The following is a 22,888-nucleotide window of genomic DNA, read 5'->3' as shown; positions in this document are numbered from 1 at the left end:
GAAAAGTATGGCAATCACCTTATCACGCGGACGTTCCTTTGCCGTCGCGCTGGCTCTGCTGGCCGTCGGCGGTCTGGCGCAGGCGGCCGACTCGGTGCGCGTCGGCTCCAAGATCGATACCGAAGGTTCGCTGCTCGGCAACATCATCGTGCAGGTGCTGGAAGCCAACGGCATCAAAACCACCAACAAGCTGCAGCTCGGCACCACCAAGGTGCTGCGTGGCGCCATCACTTCCGGCGAGATCGACATCTACCCGGAATACACCGGCAACGGCGCGTTTTTCTTCTCCGATGAGAAGGACCCGGCGTGGAAGAACGCCCAGGCCGGCTTCGAGAAGGTGAAGCAGCTCGACTACGACAAAAACAAAATCGTCTGGCTCGATGCGGCGCCGGCCAACAACACCTGGACCATCGCCATTCGTCAGGACGTGGCGGACGCCAACCATCTCAAAACGCTGGCGGATCTCGGCAAGTGGATCAACGGCGGCGGCAAGTTCAAGCTGGCGGCCTCGGCGGAATTTATCGAGCGGCCGGATGCGCTGCCGGCGTTCCAGAATGCCTACGGCTTCAAGCTGAATCAGGATCAGCTGCTGTCCCTGGCCGGCGGCGATACGGCGGTGACCATCAAGGCGGCGGCGGAGCAGACCTCCGGCGTCAACGCGGCGATGGCCTACGGCACCGATGGCCCGGTGGCGGCGCTGGGGCTGCAGACGCTGGCGGATCCGAAAGGCGTACAGCCGATCTACGCGCCGGCGCCGATCGTGCGTGAAGCGGCGCTGAAGGCGCACGCCAATCTGCCTGAACTGCTGAAGCCGGTGTTCGCCTCGCTGGACGGGCCGACGCTGCAAAAACTCAACGCGCAGATCGCTGTGGAAGGCCAGGACGCCAAACAGGTGGCGGCCGCTTACCTGAAAGAGAAAGGGTTTGTTAAGGGATAATGCCGAGGTGCCCCCTTTGCCGTCGGGAGAGGGGGTAAACCGAGGGAGCCGGAGCGTTTCTTTGACTATCGCCGTAAAACATCGCGTCTTGTTGACGCTGTTCATGCTGTTGCTGCTGGCTGCGTTCGGCCTGCCGTTCCTCAGTTATGCCCCCAATCGCCTGTTGTCGGGCAAAAGCCTCTCCTTGTTCTCCCTGCTGCACGGCCCGGCGCTGTGGCTGCTGTTGCCGCTGGCGGCATTGGCGATCCTCAGCCTGCTGCCGCCGACGCGGGGGCGGGCGCTGCTGGCGGCGCTGGCCGCCTGCGGGGTGCTGACGCTGGCGTTCTGGATCAGCGGGCAGGCCGCCGGGCGTCTGGCGCAGGAGGGATCGCGCCTGGCACGCACCTCCTGGGGCAGCGGCTGCTGGTTGACCATGGCGCTGAGCCTGCTGATCGCCGCCGACGCCATGGCGCGTCTCACCGCGTCGCACCTGCGGCGGATGCTCGGCAACGCGCTGGTGCTGGTGCCGCCGGCGCTGCTGCTGTTCGGCCATCAGCTCGATCAGCTGTCGCTGCTGAAGGAGTACCATAATCGGCAGGAGGTGTTTGACGCCGCGCTGCTGCAGCACCTGACCATTCTGCTGGCGACGATGGCGCCGGCGCTGGCGATCGGTGTGCCGCTCGGGGTGCTGTGCTTTCGTTCCGAGCGCTGGCAGCGGCCGATCTTCTCCGTGTTGAACATTATCCAGACCGTACCGTCGATCGCGCTGTTCGGCCTGCTGATCGCGCCGCTGGCGGGGTTGGCGGTGGCGGTGCCCTGGCTGGCGGAACACGGCGTCAGCGGTATCGGCATGGCGCCGGCGATCGTGGCGCTGGTGCTGTACGCGCTGTTGCCGCTGGTGCGCAGCGTGGTGGCGGGGCTGCAAAGCGTGCCGGCCGGCGTGATTGAGTCCGCCACCGGCATGGGGTTGACGCGCGGGCAGATCTTCCTGCGCGTGCAGCTGCCGTTGGCGCTGCCGCTGTTCCTGACCGGCGTGCGCATTCTGGCGGTGCAGACCGTCGGCATGGCGGTGGTGGCGGCGCTGATCGGCGCCGGCGGTTTTGGCGCCATCGTATTTCAGGGGCTGCTCAGCAGCGCGCTGGATCTGGTTCTGCTGGGGGTGATCCCGGTGGTCATGATGGCGGTCATCGTCGATTCGCTGTTTAAATTTTGGGTTTCAATCCTGGACGTATCGCGCCGATGATTCACTTTGAGCAAGTCAGCAAAATTTTTCAGGGCAAGCCGGCGGTGGACGATCTCACGCTGCACATCGCCGAGGGCGAATTCACCGTGTTGATCGGCACCTCGGGTTCCGGTAAGTCCACGACGTTAAAAATGATCAATCGCCTGATCGAACACGATAGGGGCAAGATTCTCTTTGCCGGCGAAGAGATCCAGTCGTTCAAACCGCAGGATCTGCGGCGGCGCATGGGCTATGCGATCCAATCGATCGGCCTGTTTCCGCACTGGACGGTGGAGGAGAACATCGCCACCGTGCCGCAGCTGCTGAAATGGCCGCGCGCGCGCATTCGCGATCGGGTGACCGAACTGTTGGAGCTGCTGCATTTGGAGCCGGATCTGTTTCGCCGCCGCTATCCGCACCAGCTGTCCGGCGGGCAGCAGCAGCGGGTGGGGGTGGCGCGCGCGCTGGCTGCCGATCCCGAGGTGTTGCTGATGGACGAACCGTTCGGCGCGCTGGATCCGGTCACCCGCACGGCGCTGCAGGCGGAGATCGCGCGCATCCATCAGCTCTCCGGCCGCACTATCGTGCTGGTGACGCACGACATCGACGAAGCGCTGGGCCTGGCGGATCGTCTGGTGTTGCTCGATCAGGGGCGGGTGGTGCAGCAGGGCACGCCGCTGACGCTGTTGACCGCCCCGGCCAACGATTTCGTGCGTGATTTCTTCGGGCGCAGCGATCGCGGCATCAAGCTGCTGTCGCTGGGGACGGTGGCGGAGCGGGTGCGGCCCGGTGTCGCCGGGGGCGAGCCGATCGCCGCCGCCATGAGCCTGCGCGAGGCGCTGTCGGTGTTCGTGGCGCGCGGCAGCGACTGCCTGCCGGTGGTGGATGAACGGGGCGAAGCGTTGGGGGTGTTGCACTTCAATGATCTGATCGCCGGGCAGGCGCTGTCATGAGCGGGCGCATCGGGCGCCTGCTGCGCGATCCGTTGCCCTGGACGCTGGCGCTGCTGTTGGCGCTGGTGTTCGGCATGGATCATCTGCGCGGCCTGTTCGCCGCCTGGTTCCCCGATCTGGAGCGGCCCATTTACCAGCAGGACAGCTTTATCGCGCTGGTGGGGGCGCACCTGTCGCTGGTGGCGATCTCCAGCCTGATCGCGGTGGCTCTCGGCGTGGCGGCAGGCGTGGCCGTGACCCGACGCAGCGGCCGGGAGTTTCGTTCGCTGGTGGAAACGGTGGTGGCGGTGGGGCAGACCTTCCCGCCGGTGGCGGTGCTGGCGGTAGCGGTGCCGGTGATGGGCTTCAGCGAACAGCCGGCGATCATTGCGCTGGTATTGTACGGCCTGCTGCCGATCCTGCAGGGCACGCTGGCGGGCATCGAATCGGTGCCGCCCGCCACGCGCGAGATCGCCCGCGGCGTGGGGATGAGTGCCTGGCAAATTCTGTGGCGGGTTGAACTGCCGCTGGCGGCGCCGGTGATCGTCGCCGGGATCCGCACCTCGGTGATCATCAATATCGGCACGGCGGCCATCGCTTCCACCGTCGGCACCAAGACGCTCGGTTCGCCGATCATCATCGGCCTGAGCGGCTTTAACACCGCCTATGTGATCCAGGGCGCGGCGGTTGTGGCGTTGTTGGCTATTATCACCGATATGCTGTTCGAACGTTGGGTGCGTTATCTCACCGCCTGGCGTCAGCAGACGCTGGCGACCACTCCGGCGGGGTAAGGGGGAAATGATGCAGGTGTCTCTACCGATGTACGGCGTTGGCCGGGAGCAGGCCGAATCCTTCTGGCAGGTGTTGCGCGACAAGCTGCTGCGGCTGGGGTTGCCGGCGGCGCCGGAACGGCTCAGCTGGCCGGACGATCTGGCGCAGCACTGGCGACGCGAGGATCTCTTGCTCAGCCAAACCTGCGGTTATCCGTTGGTCAGCAGTCTGCCGCAGATACAGTTGATCGGCACCTATCATTATCGGGTGGAAGGGTGCGACGGGCCGAATTACCGCAGCTGGCTGGTGGTGCGCGCGGACGACCCCGGCGAGCGGCTGGCGGATTTTCGCGGCCGGACGGCGGCCTATAACAGTACCGATTCCCAGTCCGGTTACAACGGCCTGCGCGCGCTGATCGCGCCGCTGGCGCAGGACGGGAAATTCTTCGGCGCGGCTATCGCCTCCGGCGCGCATTATCAGTCGCTGAAGCTGATCCGCAGCGGGCAGGCCGATATCGCCGCCATCGATTCCATCAGCATGGAACTGCTGCGCCGCGCACAGCCGCAAGCGTTGGAAGGGCTGAAAATCATCGGTCGCACGGCGGCGGTGCCGGGTTTGCCGCTGATCACCGCCGCGGGCACGCCGCCGGAGCAGCTGGAAATTCTGCGCGCCGGCGCCCGAGCGATGCTGGATGAGGCGGTCAGCGACCGCCTGCTGATCGGCGATTTCAGCCTGGTGCCGCGTTCGGCCTACCAGATTATCACCGTGCTGGAACAGCAGGCTGCCGCGCAGGGCGTGACGGCGCTCTAGCCGCCGTTACAGCAGGCCGCCGCCGTCGATGTCGATCACGCTGCCGGTGACGAAGCCATTCTCCATCGCCAGCAGATAACCCGCCGCGACGTCGGCCGCCTGCCCGACCCTGCCGACCGGCAGGCTGACGCCAACCCGTTCGAACAGCGCCTGACGCTGTGCGGCGCTCATGCCGTCGTAGGCTTCGGTGGCGGTGATGCCGGGGCTGACCACGTTTACCCGCCGCGGCGCCAGTTCCTTCGCCAGCTGTTTGCCGACCGCTTCCAGCGCGGCGTTGATGCCGGTTTTGATCAACTGACCGCCGAGGTATTTGCGCGACAGCTGGCCGGAGGTCAGGGTGATCGAGCCCTGCGGCGCCAGCGTCGGCAGCGCCGCCTGCACCGCGCGCAAACTTCCCCAGAATTTGACGTTGAAGTCGGCCTGCGCCTGTTCAAGGGCGGTCTCCGCCAGCGGCTTCGCCTGCACCAACGGCCCGGCGGTGATAACCAAATGGTCGAAAGCGCCGACGGCGGCGAACAGCGCGCGTAGCGACGCGTCATCGGTCAGATCGGCCTGCATCAGGCGCAGCGCGTCGTTCTTCTCCCCGGCGTGAGGGAGACGACGCGAAGCCAGCACCACTTCAGCGCCACGCGCCGCCGCCGCGTAGGCCACCGCGGCGCCAATGCCGCTGGTGCCGCCCAGGATCACCAGCTTTTGTCGTTTCAGGGGGGAGTCGGGAATCGTCATGTTAAGGCCTCTTTTTAGGTAAGTTTCAACGGGATCTATCTTTCCTGATTGAAAATGACCTAACAATCGGCCTTACTGACAAACACTTGTTAATGAATTTTAAAGATCATGCTGCGCTAAAGCGGGCGTTTAGCTTCTGATCCACGATGATTTCGAAATCGGTAAACAGCGCCCGGGGTTTCACTGAACGCCCCTGTTTTTCCAGTGCCACCAGGCCGTGCCCGCTCAGCGTTTTCAGCGTGGTGGACAGATTGCTGACCTGCCGGCCGGACAGTTCGGCCAACTGGCTGATGGTCTCGGGGCGGGCAGTGTCGATCAGACGCAGCAGGGCAATATTCTCGTTGCTGAGCACCTGGGCCAGCGCAATCATCGACGTAAACCACACTTTGGGCTCACGTTCCTGTGGCTGGTATTCCCCTTTTGCGATCGCCAGTGTGCGCTTGCGAATCAGTTCTTCAGGCATCACGCCAATCAGTGCTTTCATCATCAACCTCGGTTTTCTCTCTTGCGTATGACTTCGTCTATCCGGGTAAAGAAATCTTCCACCAACTGATAGGCGGAATGAAACTCGTAGGGTGAGCCTTTGTCCGTCGGGGAGTCATGTTGGTGATCATAAACGACGCGGCCTGAAAATTTACCTTTGCGGGGTGTTTTAATGGCATGCGCGTTATCTATGCCAAAAACCCGGGTATTGTGGTTATCATGCAAGGTCAAATTGTAACGGATGCCGTGAGGGATAAAGGCCGTTTGGGTCACCGTCCAGGCCTCGATTTTCCACCAATAGCCATCCTCACGATTGACCCGCGTGCCATGCAGGCTAAGGATGTAGTCCAGTCCGTTGTGTTCATCCATTGATCAAAGCTCCATTTATTATGATCTAATCATAACTATTGGGCGTTTTATCGTCAATCCGATACGCCGTGAATCCGGCTCTCTAAGAAGGGAAATACATGACCTCATTTGTCGATCTCGAGGTGTTTGTCCGCACGGTGGACGGCGGCAGTTTTTCCGCCGCGGCGCGCGCGCTGGATATCACGCCGGCGGCGGCCAGCATTGCGGTGAAAAGGCTGGAGCAGCAGTTGGGCGCGCGGCTGCTGGTGCGCTCCACCCGCAGCCTGAGGTTAACGGAGGAGGGGGCGCGCTATCTCGACAGCGCGCGCCTGGCGCTGGGGGCGTTGGCCGAAGGAGAGCAGGCGATCCGCGAGAAGCATCAGGGGCTGTCCGGAGTGCTGCAGATTTCCGCGCCGTCGGATTTTGGCCGCAATCTGCTGCTCGGCTGGCTGGACGAGTTTCGGCAACAGCATCCCCACATTCAGCTGCAGCTTCTGATCAACGATCGGCAGGCGGATCTGTTCCGCGAACCGGTGGATGTGGCGTTGCGCTTCGGGCCGCTGGCCGACTCTTCGCTGGTGGCGCTGCCGATCCTGCCGCAGCATCGGCGGCTGATCTGCGCCAGCCCGGATTATCTGCGGCGGCATGGCGCGCCGCAAGCGCCGGCCGATCTGGTTCGGCACAGCATTCTGGTGTATCAGCCCAGCGGCAAACGGCAGGTGGAATGGCGGCTGTGGCGCGGTGAGGAGCTGGTCGAGCTGCCGCTGAACGGCAGCTATTTTACCGATGACGGTGAGGTCGCGCGGCGCTGGGCGCTGGCCGGGCACGGCGTGGTGCGCAAGTCGGCGATCGACGTGGCGGCGGATATTCGCGCCGGGCGGTTGGTGCAACTGTTGCCGGAATGGCGCAGCGACGCGGTGCCGATCAATCTGGTCTGCCCGCATCGTTCGCAGGTGTCGGAGCGCGTCAGGCAACTGCAGCGCTTTTTACAGCAGCGCTGCCAGCGCTGGATGGACGATCACTTGGCCTGAAGGGTTTCGGTTTGCGCCGGCGTAGCGGCGGTATCCCCGGCAGGCGCGCTTTCTTCGTGCGGGGTGGTGGAACGGGTGTAGATGTTCAGCCCGGCGAGGAATACGCCGCCCAGAGAACCGAAGGCGCACAGGGCGATGACGATGACGAACGCTTTTTTCAGCATAGGAATAATTTCGCAGGTTGCTTGGAACAGCGGGAATTATAGCCCCTTCGCCGGGTGAAACAAGAATCGTTTTTAACGGCGGCCCGCAGACCGCCCTTTGTGATCATCGCCGTTCGCAGTCGATGGCCTGCACGTTGGCCGGGCGGGCGAACAGGTATTTTCCCAGCGTCACCAGCACCACCGCCGCCACGATGATCACCAGCGCCAGCCACTCGCGCGGCGCCAGCGATTCGCCGGCAAAACCGATGCCGAGCAGCACCGCCACCACCGGATTGACGTAGGCGTAACTGGTGGCGACCGCCGGGCGCACGTTCTTCAACAAGAACATATAGGCGCTGATCGCCAGCATCGAACCGAAGACGATCAGATAGCCCAGCGCCAGAAAGCCGCCGGTGCTCGGCATCTGAGTGAGGCGCTCGCCGCTCAGCTGGCTGGCTGCCAATAACACCACGCCGGCGACCAGCATCTCCGCCGCGCCGGCCATCGGCCCGGCCGGCAGCGAGATGCGCGATCCCAACACCGATCCGAAGGCCCAGCTGGCCGAAGCCAGCAAAATCAGCAGCGCGCCGGTCGGGTTGCCCACCAGGTTGTTGCCGGTGTTGAGCAGCACGATGCCCACCAACCCGAGCGCGATGCCGGCCCATTCCAGTTTGGTGTTGCGCATGCCCCACAGCAGGCTGAAGCAGAGGGTGAACAGCGGCACCGTCGCCACCATCACCGCGGCAATGCCGGAGGGCACATGTTGGTGTTCCGCCACCGTCACCAGGCCGTTGCCCACCGCCAGCAGCAGAATGCCGATGGCGCCGGCGGCCAGCCACTGCTTCAGCGTCGGCAGGGCGTGGCCGCGCCAGGCCAGGAAACTGAACAGCACGATACCGGCTGTCAGAAAGCGAATGCCGGCCATCATTAGCGGCGGCCACTGCGCGACGCCGAGGCGAATGACGAAATAGGTGGAACCCCAAACGATATATAACGTGAACAACGCCCCGATCAACGGCAGGACGCTACGGCTTTGTTGGCTAAGCATAGGATTGTATTTTGCGGGAATGATTATTATTAGAACGCTCAGTAAACCCGATCGGGCAACCGATAAGCAATGGCCTTCGGCATTATTTTTCCGGCGGCTGAAAGCCGTTCAATGGCCTTGCTGTTTCCACTGCAACCAGCTGACGGCCGGCAGGTAAATCGACCAGCCGACGGCCAGCAGCAGCAGCATGAACTCGGGCGGCACGCCGGGCAACAAGGCGTCCAGCTTCCAGGACACGGCGTAGGCGAAGGGGCCGACGGCGGCGCCCAACACCGCCAGCGGCCAGGGGGCCGCTCTGACCACGTCCAGCAACCAATACCACCAGCAGCCGAAGCCGATCCACAGCGCGATGGTCCAGAGCGGCAGGCCGTGTTGCCCGCTGTAGTGCAGCACGCCGCTGTAGCTCCACAGCCCATCCATGCCGATACCGCCCAGGGCGGCCAGGGCCGCGCCTTTGCGGCGGGCGGCAGGGGTAAAGATCAGCGCCAGCGCCGCGCCGGCCAGCAGTATGCCGTTGAGCCGATCGCGAGTCAGCAGCGCCAGCAGCCAGCAAACGCCCAGTCCCAGCGTCGCCAGCCAGAATCCGGCATGCGGCTTCTTCATCGTTCAACTCCCGTGGGGTTACTCTGCCGCTGCGCCAAGCGCCGACGGATTTGCCAGAGCGGGCGCGAGGCCCGCTGTTTGCCTGAATGTTCGTTAGTTCAACCTTAGAAGGGAAGGTGCGGGGTGCACAAGCAGAATAATCTGTACCGGTTGAAAACGTGGGCAAAAACCGGTGTTACAGGCGGGAAATCCGGTAGGCGCAGCGGCGCGAGCCGGCCAGAATGTGTTCGGCGCGCTCCACCTGCGCCTGCAGCACTTCGGTGAAGATGCTTAATTCCGCCCGGCAGAAGCCCTGGCAGACGGTGGCGGCGGCGCAGATCGGGCAGTGGTTTTCCACCAGCAGATAGGAACCGTCCTCCTCCTGGCGCCATTCGGCCATATACCCTTCGCGGCAGCGGATCTCGGTCAGGCGCGCCACGCGTTCGCGCAGCTCGGTGGCGCCGATCATCGCCTGCTTGTAGTTGATGCGGTTTTCCTGCTCGCGGGTCTCGATCAGCACGTCGATCGCTTGTTCGCCCAACTTGTCGCGCACGGTGCGCAGCAGCTGCACCGTCAGATCCGCATGGGTATCGGGAAAGCGCGCGTTCCCGGCAGAGGTCAAATGCCACAGCTGCACCGGGCGGCCCACGCCGCGCGTTTCCGCCACCGCTTCGACCAACCCCTCTTTCGCCAGCTTGACGAACTGCTGGCGTGCCGCCTCACCGGTGGTGCCGAGCACTTTTCCTGCGTCAGAAGCTAGCTGCGGGCCGCGGGTTTTCAATAACGTCAGCAAGCGGTCACTGACCGATTGTGCGGTGCTGCCGCTATTTTCCAAGTTTATTCTTGACATATTTCTCCGCCTCGCCCTAACTTATTCCAAGATAACTCTTGTTAAATTTAACGCAATCTTATGACCAACTCAATGCCATTCCTCTGAAAACAGGACGACAACCGTGATAACCCATGACGACAGCCGCTGGAGCGACCTTTTCTCCGGCAAAAATGCGGCCAGTGCGATCGCGCTTTCGCTCGGCGTGGCGCTGCATGCCATCAATATTCTGGTCGCCACCACCATTCTGCCCTCGGTGGTGCAGGATATCGGCGGGCTGGATCTCTATGCCTGGAACACTACGCTGTTCGTGGTGGCGTCGATCCTCGGCTCCGCGTTGTCTGCCCGCTTGCTCAGCGGTTACGGCGCGCGTAGCGCCTATCTGGTGGCTTCGCTGTTCTTTATCGTCGGGGCGGCGCTGTGCGCGCTGGCGCCGAGCATGCCGGTGATGCTGATCGGCCGCACGGTGCAGGGCTTCGGCGGCGGGCTGATCTTTGCGCTCTCCTACGCGATGATCAACCTGGTGTTCGAGCAGCGATTGTGGCCGCGCGCCATGGCGCTTATCTCGGCGATGTGGGGCATCGCCACCCTGGTGGGGCCGGCAGTGGGCGGCATTTTTGCCGAGCTGCACGCCTGGCGTTGGGCTTTCGGCATTCTGCTGCCGATCATGGCGCTGTACGCTGCGTTTACCTTCCTGATCCTGCCCAAAGGCAAGGCGCAGCAGGCGGCCGCGCCGTTGCCGACTGCGCAACTGCTGTTGCTGACCGTGGCGGTGCTGGTGGTGTCCGCCGGCAGCCTGGCGCACAGCGTCTGGATCAATCTGGCGGGCATCGCGCTTTCGCTGGTGCTGATGGCCTGGCTGATGAAGCGCGAGGCGCACGCACGCGCGCGCCTGTTGCCGCATGGCTCGCTGCGGCGCGGCTCATCGCTGGCGGCGCTCTATATTACGGTCTCGTTGCTGGTGATCGGCATGACCAGCGAAATCTTCGTGCCCTATTTCCTGCAGCTGTTGCACGGCCAGTCGCCACTGATCTCCGGCTATATCGCCGCCACCATGGCCGCCGGTTGGACGTTGTCCGAAATCCTCAGCTCCGGCTGGCGCGGGGCGGGCATTCGCCGGGCGATCGTCAGCGGGCCGCTGTTCGTGCTGGTGGGCCTGCTGGCGTTGGCGATCCTGATGCCGACGCCCTCCGGCGGTGACTGGCAGGCGCTGACGCCGATCGTTATCGCATTGTCGCTGGTAGGGTTCGGCATCGGCTTCGGTTGGCCGCATCTGCTGACGCGCATTTTGCAGGTGGCGCCTGAAGCGGACAAAGATATCGCCGGCGCTTCAATTACCACGGTGCAGCTGTTCGCCACCGCATTCGGCGCGGCGCTGGCCGGGATGATCGCCAATCTGGCGGGGCTGAACGATCCGGGCGGCGCGGCGGGCGCGGCATCGGCGGCGCGTTGGCTGTTCCTGGCGTTCGCGCTGGCGCCGCTGCTGGCGGTATTCAGCGCCTGGCGCTGTGCCGCGATCGCGCCGCCGGGCGCAGAGACGGGCAATTTTGTACAAACTCCGCCCTCGCGCGAGTGCTAGAACGCTTCTCCTCATTCGGCGATGTTTGCGGTGATCCTGGCGTTCTTCCTGCGCGATATTTTTTAAAATCCGCTTGCTATATCTCTAATTTGAGATTATTTCTCTTATATGGGATTTTCAAGCGGAGTGTGAGCGGTGGATAACGGTTTGGAGACTGCCGACCTGAGGTTGGCGCAGCGGCTGGCGGATTTGCGCCAGCAGCGGGCGTGGTCGCTGGAGGAATTGGCGCAGCGCACCGGTCTTAGCCGGGCGACGCTCTCGCGGGTGGAGCGTGCCGAGACCAGCCCGACGGCGTCGTTGCTGAACCGGCTGTGCGCCGCCTACGGGTTGACCATGTCGCGCCTGTTGAGCGAAATCGAAGACGAGCCGCCGGAGCTGCTGCGGCCGCAGCAGCAACCGGTTTGGGTCGATCGCGCCAGCGGTTTTCACCGTCGCTCCGTTTCCCCACCCGCCGCGCTGTATAAGGCCGAGTTTATCGAAGCCCGGCTTGATGCCGGCGCGCAGATCGATTACGACCTGCCGTCGATTCCGGCGCTGGAACATCACCTCTGGTTGCTGTCCGGGCAGTTGGAATTGACCCTGGAAGGGCGCGTTTTCCGGCTGTCGGCCGGCGACTGCCTGCGCTACCGCCTGTTCGGCGCCTCCCGTTTCCATGTCCCCGGCGATGAGCCGGCTCATTACACGCTCGTTATCTGTAGGCCATAGCCATGATTGAATTGCAACAGTGGGATGCCGCTGCGGCGCAAAGCGCCATTGCCGACTTGGCCGAGATGCTGCACGCCAGCGTGGCGCACGGCGCCAGCATCGGTTTTGTCATGCCCTTTACGCAGGAACAGGCGCAGGCATTTTGGCAGGGGGTGCTGCCGGCTCTGGCGCGGGGAGAGCGTGCGATGCTGGTGGCGCTCGCGAACGGCCGACCGGTCGGCACCGTGCAACTGCTGCTGGCGATGCCGGACAACGGCCGCCACCGCGCGGAAGTGGTCAAGCTGATGGTGCACCCGCAGGCGCGGCGGCAGGGCGTTGCCCGGCTGTTGATGCAGGAAGTGCAGGCGCTGGCGGCGCGTCATCGCCGCAGCCTGTTGGTGCTGGACACCCTGAGCGGCAGCGCGGCGCAGGGGCTGTACCGCCAATTGGGGTTCGAGGCGGCGGGCGACATCCCGCAATACGCCCGCGCCAGCGACGGCGGGGCGTTGGAGGCCACCTGCTATATGTACAAACTGCTGTGAGGCTTAGCGCCCGCGCCAGGCCTTGAGCGCCTGTTGGCGCACCTGCAGCTTCTGTTGCGGCGTCAGCTTGTTGTAGTCGCGAGCCAGGCCGCTCTCCCAATCGCCGTACAGCGGGTTGGGCAGCACGATGAATTCGGTGCCGAATTTGTTCTGGTTCTCGCTGACAAACGCTCGGCGCTGCGCATTATCCTGGTGGTAGGTCGCGGCGCCGAAGTCGTTCAGGTTGTCGCCCGCGTACACCACGATGTCATAGCCGGCTTGTTTGATGGCGTCGAAGCGCGCCTGCTTATTGGACGTGTCGGTACTGAGCAAGACGGTTTTTTCCGACATGCCGGTGAAACCGAGCTTCTGCATGTTGGCCACCGTGGCGGCATATTCGCTCTGTTTGCGGTTCGAGACGTAGAACATCGTCCCCTGGTGGGCGTTAACGTAACGGGCGAACGACACTGCCCCCGGCACCGCGCCGGCCTGTTCGGCCTGCGTCCATTGGGCCCAGGTGGCGCCGTCATACGGCTGGCCCTGCTGCGCCTGCCAGGCGGAGTAGGGGCTGTTGTCCAGCATGGTTTCATCCAGATCGACCACCACCGCCTTTTTGCGGCCCGGCGCGGCCCTGGCCCGATCGAAGGCGCGTTGCGCGCTGTTGAACGCTTGGTGGGCCAGCGCCTGGTATTCACCGGACTGTTGGAACCAGTTCACCGCCAGCACCGACTGATCCGCCAGCCGCTGCTGGGCCTGGGCGTCGGTGTGCGGCGGCTGCGCGCAACCGGCCAACGCCAGCAGCGCGACGCCAACCGCCGCGCCGAGGGTGAGTTTCCTTGCCTGTTTTCCTGCCATCGTTATCTCTCCCGGTTTTATTTTTGTGGGCTGTCCAGCAGCATATCCATCTCGAACTGGCGCAGAGGATCCTGCCGCCAGCCAAGATGCGTAAAGAAGGGGGCGGCCACCTCGGGCACAAAAACGTTGGCGGTCAGCGGCAAAGGGGCGAACTGCGCTTGCAGGGCGGCCAGCAAGGCGCGGGCATGCCCCTGGCCGCGGTGCTGCGGCGGCACGTAGATCAGGCGCAGCCAGCAGTGCTCGGCGCCGGGCATCACCACGGCGTAGGCCTGACGATTGAGCGTATAGGCTTGCGGTGTGCCTGGCAGCTTGAACAGCGATTCGGGAGCGATCAACCAGGGCAGATCGGTGGCGCCTTCCGCCGTCAGGCGATGGCTGACGGTCAGCGGATCGACCGCCTGCAGCGCCGCCGTGCCTGGCGGCACTTCCGCCGGCGCCTGATGGCCGGTCAGGGTGCGCACGATGCGCAGCCCGGCGCGGTGGTACAGCGCCAGCGCGGCGTCGTTGCCTTCGATCACCTCCAACGACAGCCGCCGATCGCCGCGCTGGCGGGCATCCGCCACCAGCCGCTGCATCAGCGCCTTGCCCAGCCCCTGGCCGCGCATCTCCGGGCGCACGGAAAAGGCCGCCACCCGGCTTTGACGCCCGCGGCGGGCGATCAGCGCCACCGCCACCGGTTCATGGCGGTGAGTGACGATCAGGCTGTCGTTCAGGCTGAGGTCTTCGGCGCTGAAGCGGGCGGCGAAGGTCGGCCCGTCGAGCACGAAACGCACGATGTAGTTTTCAAAACAGTGGTTGAGGATGTTGGCCAGTTCGTCGCTACTGTAGCGCAAGGCGTTGTGGTAGTCGAAGCGTCCGTCGTTATGCATGGCTGATTCCGCTCGGGGGAAAGCTATACATGTAGACCCGTTTGTTTTGCAAGGCAAGCGGAGGGATTCGCCGGCGGGGAAAATAAAAACAAAAAAGCCGGACGCAGCCGCCCGGCGAAATAAAACTCTGGGTATCAAGTGACGCTAAAGTTTGCAGTGGTGGTTATTCATTCATCACATCAGAACTGGTAGGTCAGGGCGACAACAACGACGTCGTCGTTTTTCAGACCCAGCTTGTTGTCGTCATCAAGTTGGTTGATTTTATATTCGACATAAGTGGACATGTTTTTGTTGAAGTAATAGGTCGCCGCCACGTCGAAATATTTCACCAGATCGACGTCGCCGATGCCTTCAATATCTTTGCCTTTCTGCTGAACGTAACCCAGCGATGGGCGCAGGCCGAAGTCGAATTGATATTGCGCGACCAATTCAATCCCTTCCGCTTTATTGGCGAAGCCGCTAACGGAGGTCGAGTTATTATTGATGGTAGCGGTGCCGGAAATAGGCGCGATATTGCGGCTCTGCGAATAAGTCGCGGCCAGGTAGACATTGTTGTTGTCGTATTTCAGACCGCCAGCCCAGATATCGGCCTTGTCGCCTTTACCGAAGGTGCCCGCCTTTTGCGTGGCGGTGCGGTTGGAAGAAGCATAGGCGGCGCCCACGCTCAGGCCGTCGATGATTTCATAGCTGGAGGAGAGACCCCAGCCGTCGCCGTTTGCCTTGCTGGCGGAGCGGCCGTCGTTTTCGTTCTTGCCCTGGTACTGCACGGCAAATTTCAGGCCGTCAACCAGACCGAAGAAGTTGTTATTACGGTAGGTGGCGACGCCATTGGTACGGCCGTTCATAAAGTTGTCGGTCTTGATATAAGCATCGTCGCCGAATTCAGGGATCATATCCGTCCAGGCGCCTACGTCGTAAATGATACCGTAGTTGCGACCGTAGTCGAAGGAGCCGAGGTCCTTATATTTCAGACCGGCGAAGCCCAGACGCGTTTTGGTGTCTTTGGTGCCGTCGGATTCAGAATGGTTGGCGGCGATCTGATATTCCCACTGGCCATAGCCGGTCAGCATATCGTTAATCTGAGTCGCGCCTTTAAAGCCGATACGGACGTAAGTTTTATCACCATCATTGCCTGCATCATCAGAGAAATAATGCAGGGCTTTCACACGGCCGTAAAAATCGAGTTTGTTGCCGTCTTTATTGTAGATTTCTGCTGCCTGTGCCGCTTGCGCAAGTAAAAGTGCCGGAATAATAACGGCCAGAAGATTACGTTTCATGGGTTACCCTGCTTTATTCGATTGAAAGACGCTTATCATCAGTTGCATTGCTGTTTTACTGTGCCGCCTGATTGTTGGCGGCGGAGAATTTTTACCGTAGTAATGTGATCTATTTATGACAAAAAATTCATTTTCATGTCGAACGATAAAAAAAGTCGCGCAAAGGGTGAATTTTTTCTTCAGCCGATGGTCTGCGGCTGGTCTACAGTTACCGATACCTTGTTCCGCTGCGGGAGGAATCATGCACGATACTTATACTTTGTTCGGTACGCAGGGCTGCGGTTCGACCATCGTGGCCGCCGCGTTGGCGTTGACTGCTTTCCCCTGGGGCTATGAGGAGGTGGATTACACGCAGGACGGCCCGGAACGCGATCGCCTGTTGGCGCTGAACCCGCTGGGTCAGGTGCCCACCTTAGTGCTGCCCAATGACGAAGTGATGACGGAGAGTGCGGCGATTATCCTGCTGCTGCACGATCGCGCGCCGCATGCCGAGCTGGCGCCGCCCGGCGGTTCGCCGCTGTTGCCGCGTTTTCTGCGCTGGCTGCTGTTCATCAACGCGGAGATTTACCCCACCTTCACCTATGCCGACCATCCGCAGCGCTGGCAGCCGCAGGCGGCAGGGGCGGAACAGCTGAAAAACGCGGTAATGGATTATCGTGAGCGTTTATTGCGGCAGTTGAACGCCGCCGCAGGGGCGTCTGGCCCGTGGTTTCTCGGCAAGAGCTTCAGCGCGTTGGATCTGTACGTGGCGGTAATGTGCAACTGGCGGCCGGGCCGCGCGTGGTTCCGGCAACACTGCCCGCGGCTTTACGCCATTGCCGAACGGGTGGAGCGGCGGCCGGAGCTGAATGCGCTGCTGAGCGCCCATTTCGACGGCGTTGCCTCGCTGGAACCGTGAAATCGCCCCGCCGCCTGGCGGGGAACCCTCCCGTTTTTCTGAACCGAGAGTGCCGAAAATCCCGATTTTCACTCGCCTCGGCGGCGGGTAGCGTAAGGCTATCCGCAACTGACAGGAGAGTGTGATGCCATCAAAATCCCAGGCCGGGCAACAGGCGTTCGGCGAGATCGCCCCCAAGCTGGCGCAGCTCAGCGACAGCGTCTTGTTTGACGATGTCTGGCAGCGGCCAGAGCTGAGCCCGCGCGAGCGCAGCCTGATCACCGTCGCCGCGCTGGTGGCGCTCAACCGCCTGGAGCAACTGCCGTTTCATCTGCAGCTGGCGCAGCGCAACGGTGTCGATCGCCCGCAATTGGCGGAGCTCATCACCCACCTGGCGTTTTACGCCGGCTGGCCCGCGGCGGCGTCGGCCGTGGCGCGCCTGCGCGAGCTGGAACCGGAGGCGCCCCATGCCGTTTAGCCGCATCGCCCTGCATCAGGGCAAGTCCGCCGACTATCTGCAAACCTTGTCCGACAGCCTGCATCAGGCGCTGGTGGAGGCCTTCGAGGTGCCGCCGGCGGACAGGTTTCAGGCGATCGATCAATACCGCCCCGGTGAGCTTATCTACGATCGCGACTATCTCGGCGGGCCGCGCAGCGCGGATTTCGTGCTGTTTTACATCACCGCCGGGCGGCCGCGCGACAGCGACACCAAGCGGCGCTTCTACGGGCGGCTGGCGGCGCTGCTGGCGGAAAACCTGCGGCTGAACCCCGAGGATGTGATGGTGGTGATCGCCACCACCCAGCGGGACGAGTGGTCATTCGGCGGCGGGCGCGCCTCAATGATCGATCCGCAGACGTAACTCGGGCTGACGTCGTCGGCGGTCTGTGGGACAATAGCGCCATCATTTCGTTTAGATAAGAGTTGAATGGCGCTCTCCTCCGCAGTTAAAGATCAGATTGGCCAGTGGTACAAAGCCCTGCAGCAGCAAATACCGGATTTTATTTCCCGCGCGCCCCAGCGCCAGATGATCGCCGAGGTGGCCAAGACGCTGGCCGGCGACTACCCGCGCCATCTGGCGATCGAGGCGCCGACCGGCGTCGGCAAAACGCTGTCTTACCTGATCCCGGGCATCGCCGTCGGGCGGGCGGAGAGCAAGCCGCTGGTGGTGAGCACCGCCAACGTGGCGCTGCAGGATCAGATTTACAGCAAGGATTTGCCGCTGCTGAAGAAGATTATCCCCGATCTGAAATTTACCGGCGCCTTTGGCCGCGGGCGTTACGTCTGCCCGCGCAACCTGGCGGCGATGAGCACCGACGTCAGTCAACAGGGCGATCTGACGCTGTTCCTCGACGACGAGCTGGCGCCGTCCAGCGGCGAAGAGCAGGCGCTGTGCCAGAAACTGACCAAGGCGCTGGCCCGCTTTGAGTGGGATGGGCTGCGCGATCACTATCAGCAGAGCATCGACGATCCGCTGTGGGCCAAGCTGAGCACCGACAAGGCCAACTGCCTGGGGCGCAACTGTCACTACATTCGCGAATGCCCGTTCTATATCGCCCGCAAAGAGATCGAGAGCGCCGACGTGGTGGTGGCCAATCACGCGCTGGTGATGGCGGCGCTGGAGACGGAATCGGTGCTGCCGAACCCGAAAGAGTTGCTGCTGGTGCTGGACGAAGGTCACCATTTGCCGGAGGTGGCGCGCGACGCGCTGGAGATCGACGGGGAAATCACCGCGCTGTCGACCAACCTGCAGCTGGACATGATCGTGCGCCAGGTCGAACAGTGCATGACGCAGTACCGGCCGAAGAATCCGCCGGGGCTGGCCAACAGCGAACGGCTGAAAAACCATTGCGAGGAGCTGCGCGAACTGGTGCAGATCTTCGAGCATCAGGTCAGCGCCTACCTGCCCGGCGACAGCGTGGCCGCCGAGCACCGTTTTGAAATGGGCGAGCTGCCGGCGGAGATGGTGGAGAGTTGCGCGCGGCTGTTTAAACTGACCGATGCATTGCGCGGGCTGGCGGAGTTCGTGCTTAACGATCTTACTGAGCAGACCGGCAAGCACGACATCATGCGCCTGCACCGCGCCATCCTGCAGATGAGCCGCACGCTGGGCTATCTGGAAGCGATGAGCAAGCTGTGGCGGCTGGCGGCGCTCGACAAGTCGTCCAACGCGCCGATCTCCAAATGGGTCACGCGCGAACTGCGCGATAACGTCACCCATCTGTATTTGCACTGTGTCGGCATCCGCGTCAGCGATCAGCTGGAGAAGCTGCTGTGGCGCAAGGTGCCGCACGTGGTGGTCACCTCGGCCACGCTGCGTTCACTGAACAGCTTCGCGCGTTTGCAGGAGATGAGCGGGCTGAGCGAGAAGGCCGGCGATCGCTTCGAAACGCTCTCTTCGCCGTTCAATCACGTCGAACAGGGCAAGATTGTTATTCCGCAGATGCGCTATGAACCGGCGCTCGCCAATGAGGCGGAGCACCTCGAGGAGATGGCGCGGTTTTTCCGCGCCGAGCAGGCGAGCGGCAAGCACAAAGGCATGCTGATCCTGTTCAGCAGCCATCGGGCGATGCAGACTTTCCTCAGCTACGTGACCGATCTGCGGCTGATGCTGCTGGTGCAGGGTGACCAGCCGCGCTACCGGCTGGTGGAAGAGCACCGCAAGCGGGTGGAGAAGGGCGTCGCCAGCGTGCTGGTGGGGCTGCAATCGTTCGCCGAAGGGCTGGATTTGAAAGGCGAACTGTTGACCCAGGTGCATATTCACAAAATCGCGTTCCCGCCGATCGACAGCCCGGTGATCATCACCGAAGGCGAGTGGCTGAAATCGCTGAAGCGCTATCCGTTCGAAGTGCAGAGCCTGCCGAGCGCCTCGTTCAATCTGATCCAGCAGGTCGGCCGTCTGATCCGCAGCAACCAATGCTACGGCGAGATCGTGATCTACGATCGCCGGTTGCTGACCAAAAATTACGGTTCGCGGCTGTTGGCGTCGCTGCCGGTGTTCCCGATCGAGCAGCGCGCGGTGCCGGAGGCCGACAAGGCGCATCTGGCGGCGCTGAAATCCGCCGCCGACGCGGCCAAAAAAGAGAAGAAGCGCGGCAACCCGTTCGCCCGCAAGCGGCGGCGTTAATCAGAGCAGCGGCGGCAGGCGGCGCTTGACCGGCGTGGTTTTCACGATCGAGGTGTTGCTCTGCGCATGCTCGGCCAGCCGATCGAGGGTGTGGTCGAGCTGTTCCATCGAGTGCGCCACCAGCCGCACGATAAAGCAGTCTTCGCCGGTCACCTTATCGCATTCGACCACTTCCGGGATCGCCTGAATCAGCTGCTCGACCTTCTTCAGCATGCCCGGCAGCGGCTTGATGCGCACCAGCGACTCGAAGGCGTAGCCCACCGCCTGCAGATTGACGTTCAGGGTATAGCCCTGGATCACGCCGCTTTCCTCCAGCCGCCGCAGTCTTTCCGACGTGCTCGGCGACGACAGGCCCACCTGCGCGCTCAGCGTCTTCAACGATGCGCGCGCATCGTCCGCCAGAATGGTCAGGATTTGGCGATCGATATCATCCATAACGCCTCCGTTAGGTATTTTATTTATTATAGCTGCGAGAAAAAGGCAGTTAAGCATATCTGCCTTTTTTATGCTATGGAAAGCCGCCCAGCGAAGCCGCAAGCTATGTCTCTGGGCAAGCTTCGAGGAACGCAGAATGAATGCAGAGATAAAACGCGGATCGCTGGAGATGGCGGCGGCGATGTTGATTTCCGGCTCCATCGGCTGGTTTGTGTTGATGTCCGGCCAGCCGGTTATCAACGTGGTGTTTTGGCGCTGCGCGGTAGGCGCGCTGGTGCTGCTGGCGGTGTGCGGCGTATTGGGGCAGCTGCGGCGCGATGCGCTGACGCGCGCCACGCTGCTGCTGGCGATCGCCGGCGGCGTCGCGCTGGTGATCAACTGGCTGCTGCTGTTCGCCGCCTATTCCTATGCGTCTATCTCCATCGCCACCGCGGTGTACAATACCCAGCCGTTTATGCTGGTGGGGCTGGGGGCGCTGTTTCTGGGGGAACGGCTGACCGCCCGCAAGCTGCTGTGGCTGGGGCTGGCGTTCGGCGGCATGATGCTGGTGGTGCTGGCGCAGCCGCGGCAGGCGGGGGAGCAGAGTCATTATCTGGCGGGCATCGCGCTGGCGCTCGGCGCGGCGTTTTTCTACGCCCTGATGGCGCTGGCGGCCAAGCGGCTGAAGGGCACGCCGCCGCATCTTATTGCGCTGATCCAGGTGACGGTGGGGGCGGTGATGCTGTTGCCGCTGGTGGATTTCCACGTTTCGGCCAGCGTGGGGCAGTGGGGGATGCTGGCGACGCTCGGCGTGCTGCACACCGGCCTGATGTACGTGTTGATGTACGGCGCCCTGCAGAAGCTGCCCACCAATCTGATCGGCTCGCTGTCGTTCATCTACCCGATCGCCGCTATGCTGGTGGATCGCCTGGCGTTTGGCCACCGGCTGTCTGTGTGGCAGCTGCTGGGCGCGGCGATCATCCTGCTGGCGGCGGCGGGCATGAACCTGCTGGGCGAGCGGCGAGCGCGGCTGCTGCCGGCCTCGGACGGCCGGCGCGCCGGCTGATGCTCAGCGCGGTTTTTTCAGCCGGCGCCATAAAGTGGTGCGGCTGATCCCGAGCAACCGGGCGGCAGCGGCGTGGTCGCCTCCGCACCGCGCCAGGGCTTCGTGGGCGGAGACGGGCGCCGCCGGCGTCTCGGGCGGCGGCGCCACCGCCAGCTCCGGCAGCAGCCACTGCAGGGTCTCGCCGCTCGGCGCGACGCCGGTGCTCAGCATCAGCGCCACCCGCTCCATCATGTTGCGCAGCTCGCGCAGGTTGCCGGGCCAGGCGTAATGACTGAGCGCGGCGTAACAGCCGGCCAGGGCGGTGCGCAGCGGCTCCGTCAGCGGCACGTCGAGCGCCGCCAGCGACTGTTTCAGAAAGTGTTCCGCCAGCATCGCAATATCGTCGCCACGCGCCCGCAACGGCGGCAGCTGCAGCCGCAGGGCGCTCAGACGGTAGAACAGATCGGCGCGAAAATCGCCGTGTTGAATCGCCTGCTCCAGGCGATTGTGGGTGGCGCTGATAACGCGAAAATCGACCGCCACCGGCTGTTGCCCGCCGACCCGCGTGATGGTTTTCTCTTCCAGCGCCCGCAGCAGCCGGGTTTGCAGGTGCAGCGGCATTTCGCCGATCTCATCCAGAAACAGGGTGCCGCCGTTGGCGGTTTCCAACAGCCCGCGTCGGCCGCCGCGCCGTGAGCCGGTAAAGGCGCCTTCCTCATAGCCGAACAGTTCCGCCTCCAGCAGCGATTCGGCGATGGCGCCGCAGTTGATGGCGACGAACGGCGGCGTCGCGCCGCGCCGGGAAAAGTATTCGCGGTGGATCGCCTGCGCCGCCAGCTCTTTGCCGGTGCCGGTTTCGCCTTCGATCAACACCGCCGCCGGCGATCGGGCGTACAGCATGATGGTGCGCCGCGTCTGCTCCATCTGCGGGGAATCGCCCTGTAAATCGCTCAGCCCATAGCGCGGTTGCAGGGTATTGCGCGCGGCGTAGTCACCGCCACGTTTGGCGCCGCCCAGCATCAGGCGCGTCACGTCCAGCGCGTCGCTGAAGGCGGCGCGCAGGGTGGCGGCGGAATAGAGAAAAATGGCGGTGAGCCCGGCCTCTTCCGCCAGATCGCTGATGAGGCCGGCGCCGACCACCGCCTGAATGCCGGCGGCTTTCAGCTCGGCGATCTGGCCGCGCGCGTCCTCTTCGGTGACGTAGCTGCGCTGCTCCAGCGGCAGATCGAAGGTTTGCTGGAACTCCAGCAGCGCGGGCAGGGGCGTTTTGTAGGTGATGACGCCGATTCGATCGGCGGTTCTGCGCGCCTTGCTTAGCGCCTGCAGCAGGTCGAAGCCGCCGGGCTTGACCAAAATGACCGGCACCGACAGGCGGCTTTTCAGGTAGGCGCCGTTGGAGCCGGCGGCGATGATGGCGTCGCAAGGCTCGGTCGCCAGGCGATCGCGAATATGCTGCACCGCCTCCTCGAAGCCGAGACGGATCGGGGTGATGGTCGCCAGATGGTCGAACTCGAGACTGATATCCCGGAACAGATCGAACAGGCGGGTGATGGAGACGGTCCAGATCACCGGTTTGTCAGGCGTGCGGGACGGCGTGATGTGATCGCTCATGGTAGGTTACCGAATGAAAGTGGCTGCAGTAGGTGTAGTCTTGTTTCAGTCATGTTTCAAACATGCCGCGTGAAACAGCGATTGAAACGTTAACTGAAACGTTTTTTATCGCTTGGTCTGCCCAATGGCGACGCGAATTTTATAACTCACTTATTTTTATCGCTTTTAATTTTTTCCCCGCCAAAGTGCA

At 63.1% G+C, this 22,888-nt stretch carries 26 protein-coding genes; 14 read left to right on the top strand and 12 right to left on the bottom strand.

Annotated elements, in window-relative coordinates; translation table 11 throughout:
* Positions 1-7 precede the first annotated feature (7 nt).
* From ACMGF9_RS16545 to ACMGF9_RS16525, 5 genes are all read left to right on the top strand, one after another.
* On the top strand, positions 8-937 hold the full coding sequence (locus ACMGF9_RS16545; RefSeq protein WP_004939374.1) for an ABC transporter substrate-binding protein: 930 nt from the start codon (positions 8-10) through the stop codon (positions 935-937).
* 61 nt (positions 938-998) lie between these two features.
* Positions 999-2,159 carry an ABC transporter permease gene (locus ACMGF9_RS16540; RefSeq protein ID WP_015377121.1) on the top strand — a complete coding sequence of 387 codons (1,161 nt, stop codon included), beginning with the start codon at positions 999-1,001 and terminating at the stop codon, positions 2,157-2,159.
* Positions 2,156-3,091, top strand: coding sequence for an ABC transporter ATP-binding protein (locus ACMGF9_RS16535; RefSeq protein ID WP_118892306.1), 936 nt, complete (start codon positions 2,156-2,158; stop codon positions 3,089-3,091). Before ACMGF9_RS16540 ends, ACMGF9_RS16535 begins: the two co-directional genes overlap by 4 nt.
* Positions 3,088-3,861 carry an ABC transporter permease gene (locus ACMGF9_RS16530; RefSeq protein ID WP_004939366.1) on the top strand — a complete coding sequence of 258 codons (774 nt, stop codon included), beginning with the start codon at positions 3,088-3,090 and terminating at the stop codon, positions 3,859-3,861. Before ACMGF9_RS16535 ends, ACMGF9_RS16530 begins: the two co-directional genes overlap by 4 nt.
* A 7-nt stretch (positions 3,862-3,868) precedes the next feature.
* Positions 3,869-4,651, top strand: a complete 783-nt coding sequence (locus tag ACMGF9_RS16525) for a phosphate/phosphite/phosphonate ABC transporter substrate-binding protein (protein ID WP_162895234.1) — start codon at positions 3,869-3,871, stop codon at positions 4,649-4,651.
* Positions 4,652-4,657: 6 nt separating this feature from the next.
* Here ACMGF9_RS16525 and ACMGF9_RS16520 read toward each other — a convergent pair whose 3' ends face one another.
* From ACMGF9_RS16520 to ACMGF9_RS16510, 3 genes are all read right to left on the bottom strand, one after another.
* Positions 4,658-5,377, bottom strand: a complete 720-nt coding sequence (locus ACMGF9_RS16520) for an SDR family oxidoreductase (protein ID WP_118892304.1) — start codon at positions 5,375-5,377, stop codon at positions 4,658-4,660.
* 106 nt (positions 5,378-5,483) lie between these two features.
* Positions 5,484-5,864, bottom strand: a complete 381-nt coding sequence (locus ACMGF9_RS16515) for a MarR family transcriptional regulator (RefSeq protein WP_004939357.1) — start codon at positions 5,862-5,864, stop codon at positions 5,484-5,486.
* A complete protein-coding gene (locus ACMGF9_RS16510) occupies positions 5,864-6,229 on the bottom strand; it encodes a DUF6516 family protein (RefSeq protein ID WP_004939355.1) in 366 nt (121 codons plus the stop codon). Before ACMGF9_RS16510 ends, ACMGF9_RS16515 begins: the two co-directional genes overlap by 1 nt.
* A gap of 98 nt (positions 6,230-6,327) precedes the next feature.
* Here ACMGF9_RS16510 and ACMGF9_RS16505 point away from each other — a divergent pair, with 98 nt between their 5' ends.
* Positions 6,328-7,239: a LysR family transcriptional regulator gene (locus tag ACMGF9_RS16505; RefSeq protein ID WP_118892303.1), complete on the top strand. Its 912-nt coding sequence runs from the start codon at positions 6,328-6,330 to the stop codon at positions 7,237-7,239.
* Here the strand turns inward: ACMGF9_RS16505 and ACMGF9_RS16500 are convergent.
* From ACMGF9_RS16500 to ACMGF9_RS16485, 4 genes are all read right to left on the bottom strand, one after another.
* Positions 7,227-7,403: a hypothetical protein gene (locus tag ACMGF9_RS16500; RefSeq protein WP_004939348.1), complete on the bottom strand. Its 177-nt coding sequence runs from the start codon at positions 7,401-7,403 to the stop codon at positions 7,227-7,229. The two genes, ACMGF9_RS16505 and ACMGF9_RS16500, sit on opposite strands and share 13 nt — an antisense overlap.
* 103 nt (positions 7,404-7,506) lie before the next feature.
* Positions 7,507-8,430: a drug/metabolite exporter YedA gene (gene yedA, locus ACMGF9_RS16495; RefSeq protein ID WP_015377127.1), complete on the bottom strand. Its 924-nt coding sequence runs from the start codon at positions 8,428-8,430 to the stop codon at positions 7,507-7,509.
* A gap of 108 nt (positions 8,431-8,538) precedes the next feature.
* A complete protein-coding gene (locus ACMGF9_RS16490; protein ID WP_015377128.1) occupies positions 8,539-9,033 on the bottom strand; it encodes a DUF2878 domain-containing protein in 495 nt (164 codons plus the stop codon).
* Between the two features lie 175 nt (positions 9,034-9,208).
* Positions 9,209-9,862 (bottom strand): helix-turn-helix transcriptional regulator, encoded by a 654-nt coding sequence (locus tag ACMGF9_RS16485; RefSeq protein WP_015377129.1) that lies wholly within the window; start codon positions 9,860-9,862, stop codon positions 9,209-9,211.
* A 103-nt stretch (positions 9,863-9,965) separates the two neighbouring features.
* Here ACMGF9_RS16485 and ACMGF9_RS16480 point away from each other — a divergent pair, with 103 nt between their 5' ends.
* From ACMGF9_RS16480 to ACMGF9_RS16470, 3 genes are all read left to right on the top strand, one after another.
* Positions 9,966-11,420, top strand: a complete 1,455-nt coding sequence (locus ACMGF9_RS16480; protein WP_015377130.1) for an MFS transporter — start codon at positions 9,966-9,968, stop codon at positions 11,418-11,420.
* 135 nt (positions 11,421-11,555) lie between these two features.
* Positions 11,556-12,125 carry a helix-turn-helix domain-containing protein gene (locus tag ACMGF9_RS16475; RefSeq protein WP_015377131.1) on the top strand — a complete coding sequence of 190 codons (570 nt, stop codon included), beginning with the start codon at positions 11,556-11,558 and terminating at the stop codon, positions 12,123-12,125.
* Between the two features lie 2 nt (positions 12,126-12,127).
* Complete coding sequence (locus ACMGF9_RS16470; protein WP_004939331.1) at positions 12,128-12,646, top strand: GNAT family N-acetyltransferase; 519 nt, start codon at positions 12,128-12,130, stop codon at positions 12,644-12,646.
* Positions 12,647-12,649: 3 nt separating this feature from the next.
* Here the strand turns inward: ACMGF9_RS16470 and ACMGF9_RS16465 are convergent, their stop codons facing one another.
* From ACMGF9_RS16465 to ompC, 3 genes are all read right to left on the bottom strand, one after another.
* A complete protein-coding gene (locus ACMGF9_RS16465) occupies positions 12,650-13,480 on the bottom strand; it encodes a 5'-nucleotidase, lipoprotein e(P4) family (protein WP_118892302.1) in 831 nt (276 codons plus the stop codon).
* A 17-nt stretch (positions 13,481-13,497) separates the two neighbouring features.
* A complete protein-coding gene (locus ACMGF9_RS16460; RefSeq protein ID WP_118892301.1) occupies positions 13,498-14,349 on the bottom strand; it encodes a GNAT family N-acetyltransferase in 852 nt (283 codons plus the stop codon).
* Between the two features lie 179 nt (positions 14,350-14,528).
* Positions 14,529-15,626, bottom strand: a complete 1,098-nt coding sequence (gene ompC / locus ACMGF9_RS16455; protein ID WP_004939326.1) for a porin OmpC — start codon at positions 15,624-15,626, stop codon at positions 14,529-14,531.
* Between the two features lie 241 nt (positions 15,627-15,867).
* On the opposite strand from ompC, the gene ACMGF9_RS16450 reads away from it, so the two are divergent.
* The 4 genes from ACMGF9_RS16450 (at position 15,868) to dinG (ending at position 19,628) form a co-directional block, all read left to right on the top strand.
* Positions 15,868-16,524, top strand: a complete 657-nt coding sequence (locus tag ACMGF9_RS16450) for a glutathione S-transferase family protein (RefSeq protein ID WP_015377134.1) — start codon at positions 15,868-15,870, stop codon at positions 16,522-16,524.
* Positions 16,525-16,648: 124 nt separating this feature from the next.
* On the top strand, positions 16,649-16,981 hold the full coding sequence (locus tag ACMGF9_RS16445) for a carboxymuconolactone decarboxylase family protein (RefSeq protein ID WP_015377135.1): 333 nt from the start codon (positions 16,649-16,651) through the stop codon (positions 16,979-16,981).
* Positions 16,971-17,363 (top strand): tautomerase family protein, encoded by a 393-nt coding sequence (locus tag ACMGF9_RS16440; RefSeq protein WP_021503923.1) that lies wholly within the window; start codon positions 16,971-16,973, stop codon positions 17,361-17,363. Before ACMGF9_RS16445 ends, ACMGF9_RS16440 begins: the two co-directional genes overlap by 11 nt.
* Before the next feature lie 66 nt (positions 17,364-17,429).
* Positions 17,430-19,628, top strand: coding sequence for an ATP-dependent DNA helicase DinG (gene dinG / locus ACMGF9_RS16435; protein WP_015377137.1), 2,199 nt, complete (start codon positions 17,430-17,432; stop codon positions 19,626-19,628).
* Here dinG and ACMGF9_RS16430 read toward each other — a convergent pair whose 3' ends face one another.
* A complete protein-coding gene (locus ACMGF9_RS16430; protein WP_004939311.1) occupies positions 19,629-20,063 on the bottom strand; it encodes an Lrp/AsnC family transcriptional regulator in 435 nt (144 codons plus the stop codon). It lies immediately after the preceding gene.
* A gap of 136 nt (positions 20,064-20,199) precedes the next feature.
* On the opposite strand from ACMGF9_RS16430, the gene ACMGF9_RS16425 reads away from it, so the two are divergent.
* On the top strand, positions 20,200-21,108 hold the full coding sequence (locus ACMGF9_RS16425; protein WP_004939309.1) for a DMT family transporter: 909 nt from the start codon (positions 20,200-20,202) through the stop codon (positions 21,106-21,108).
* A gap of 3 nt (positions 21,109-21,111) precedes the next feature.
* Here the strand turns inward: ACMGF9_RS16425 and prpR are convergent, their stop codons facing one another.
* A complete protein-coding gene (prpR, locus tag ACMGF9_RS16420; RefSeq protein WP_015377139.1) occupies positions 21,112-22,698 on the bottom strand; it encodes a propionate catabolism operon regulatory protein PrpR in 1,587 nt (528 codons plus the stop codon).
* Between the last annotated feature and the right edge of the window lie 190 nt (positions 22,699-22,888).

The sequence above is a fragment of the Serratia sp. BNK-23 genome (assembly GCF_047456145.1).
GTDB classification, from domain to species: domain Bacteria; phylum Pseudomonadota; class Gammaproteobacteria; order Enterobacterales; family Enterobacteriaceae; genus Serratia; species Serratia nematodiphila.
The sequence above is the reverse complement of the archived record's forward strand: the minus strand, read 5'-3'. Positions and strand labels throughout refer to the sequence as shown.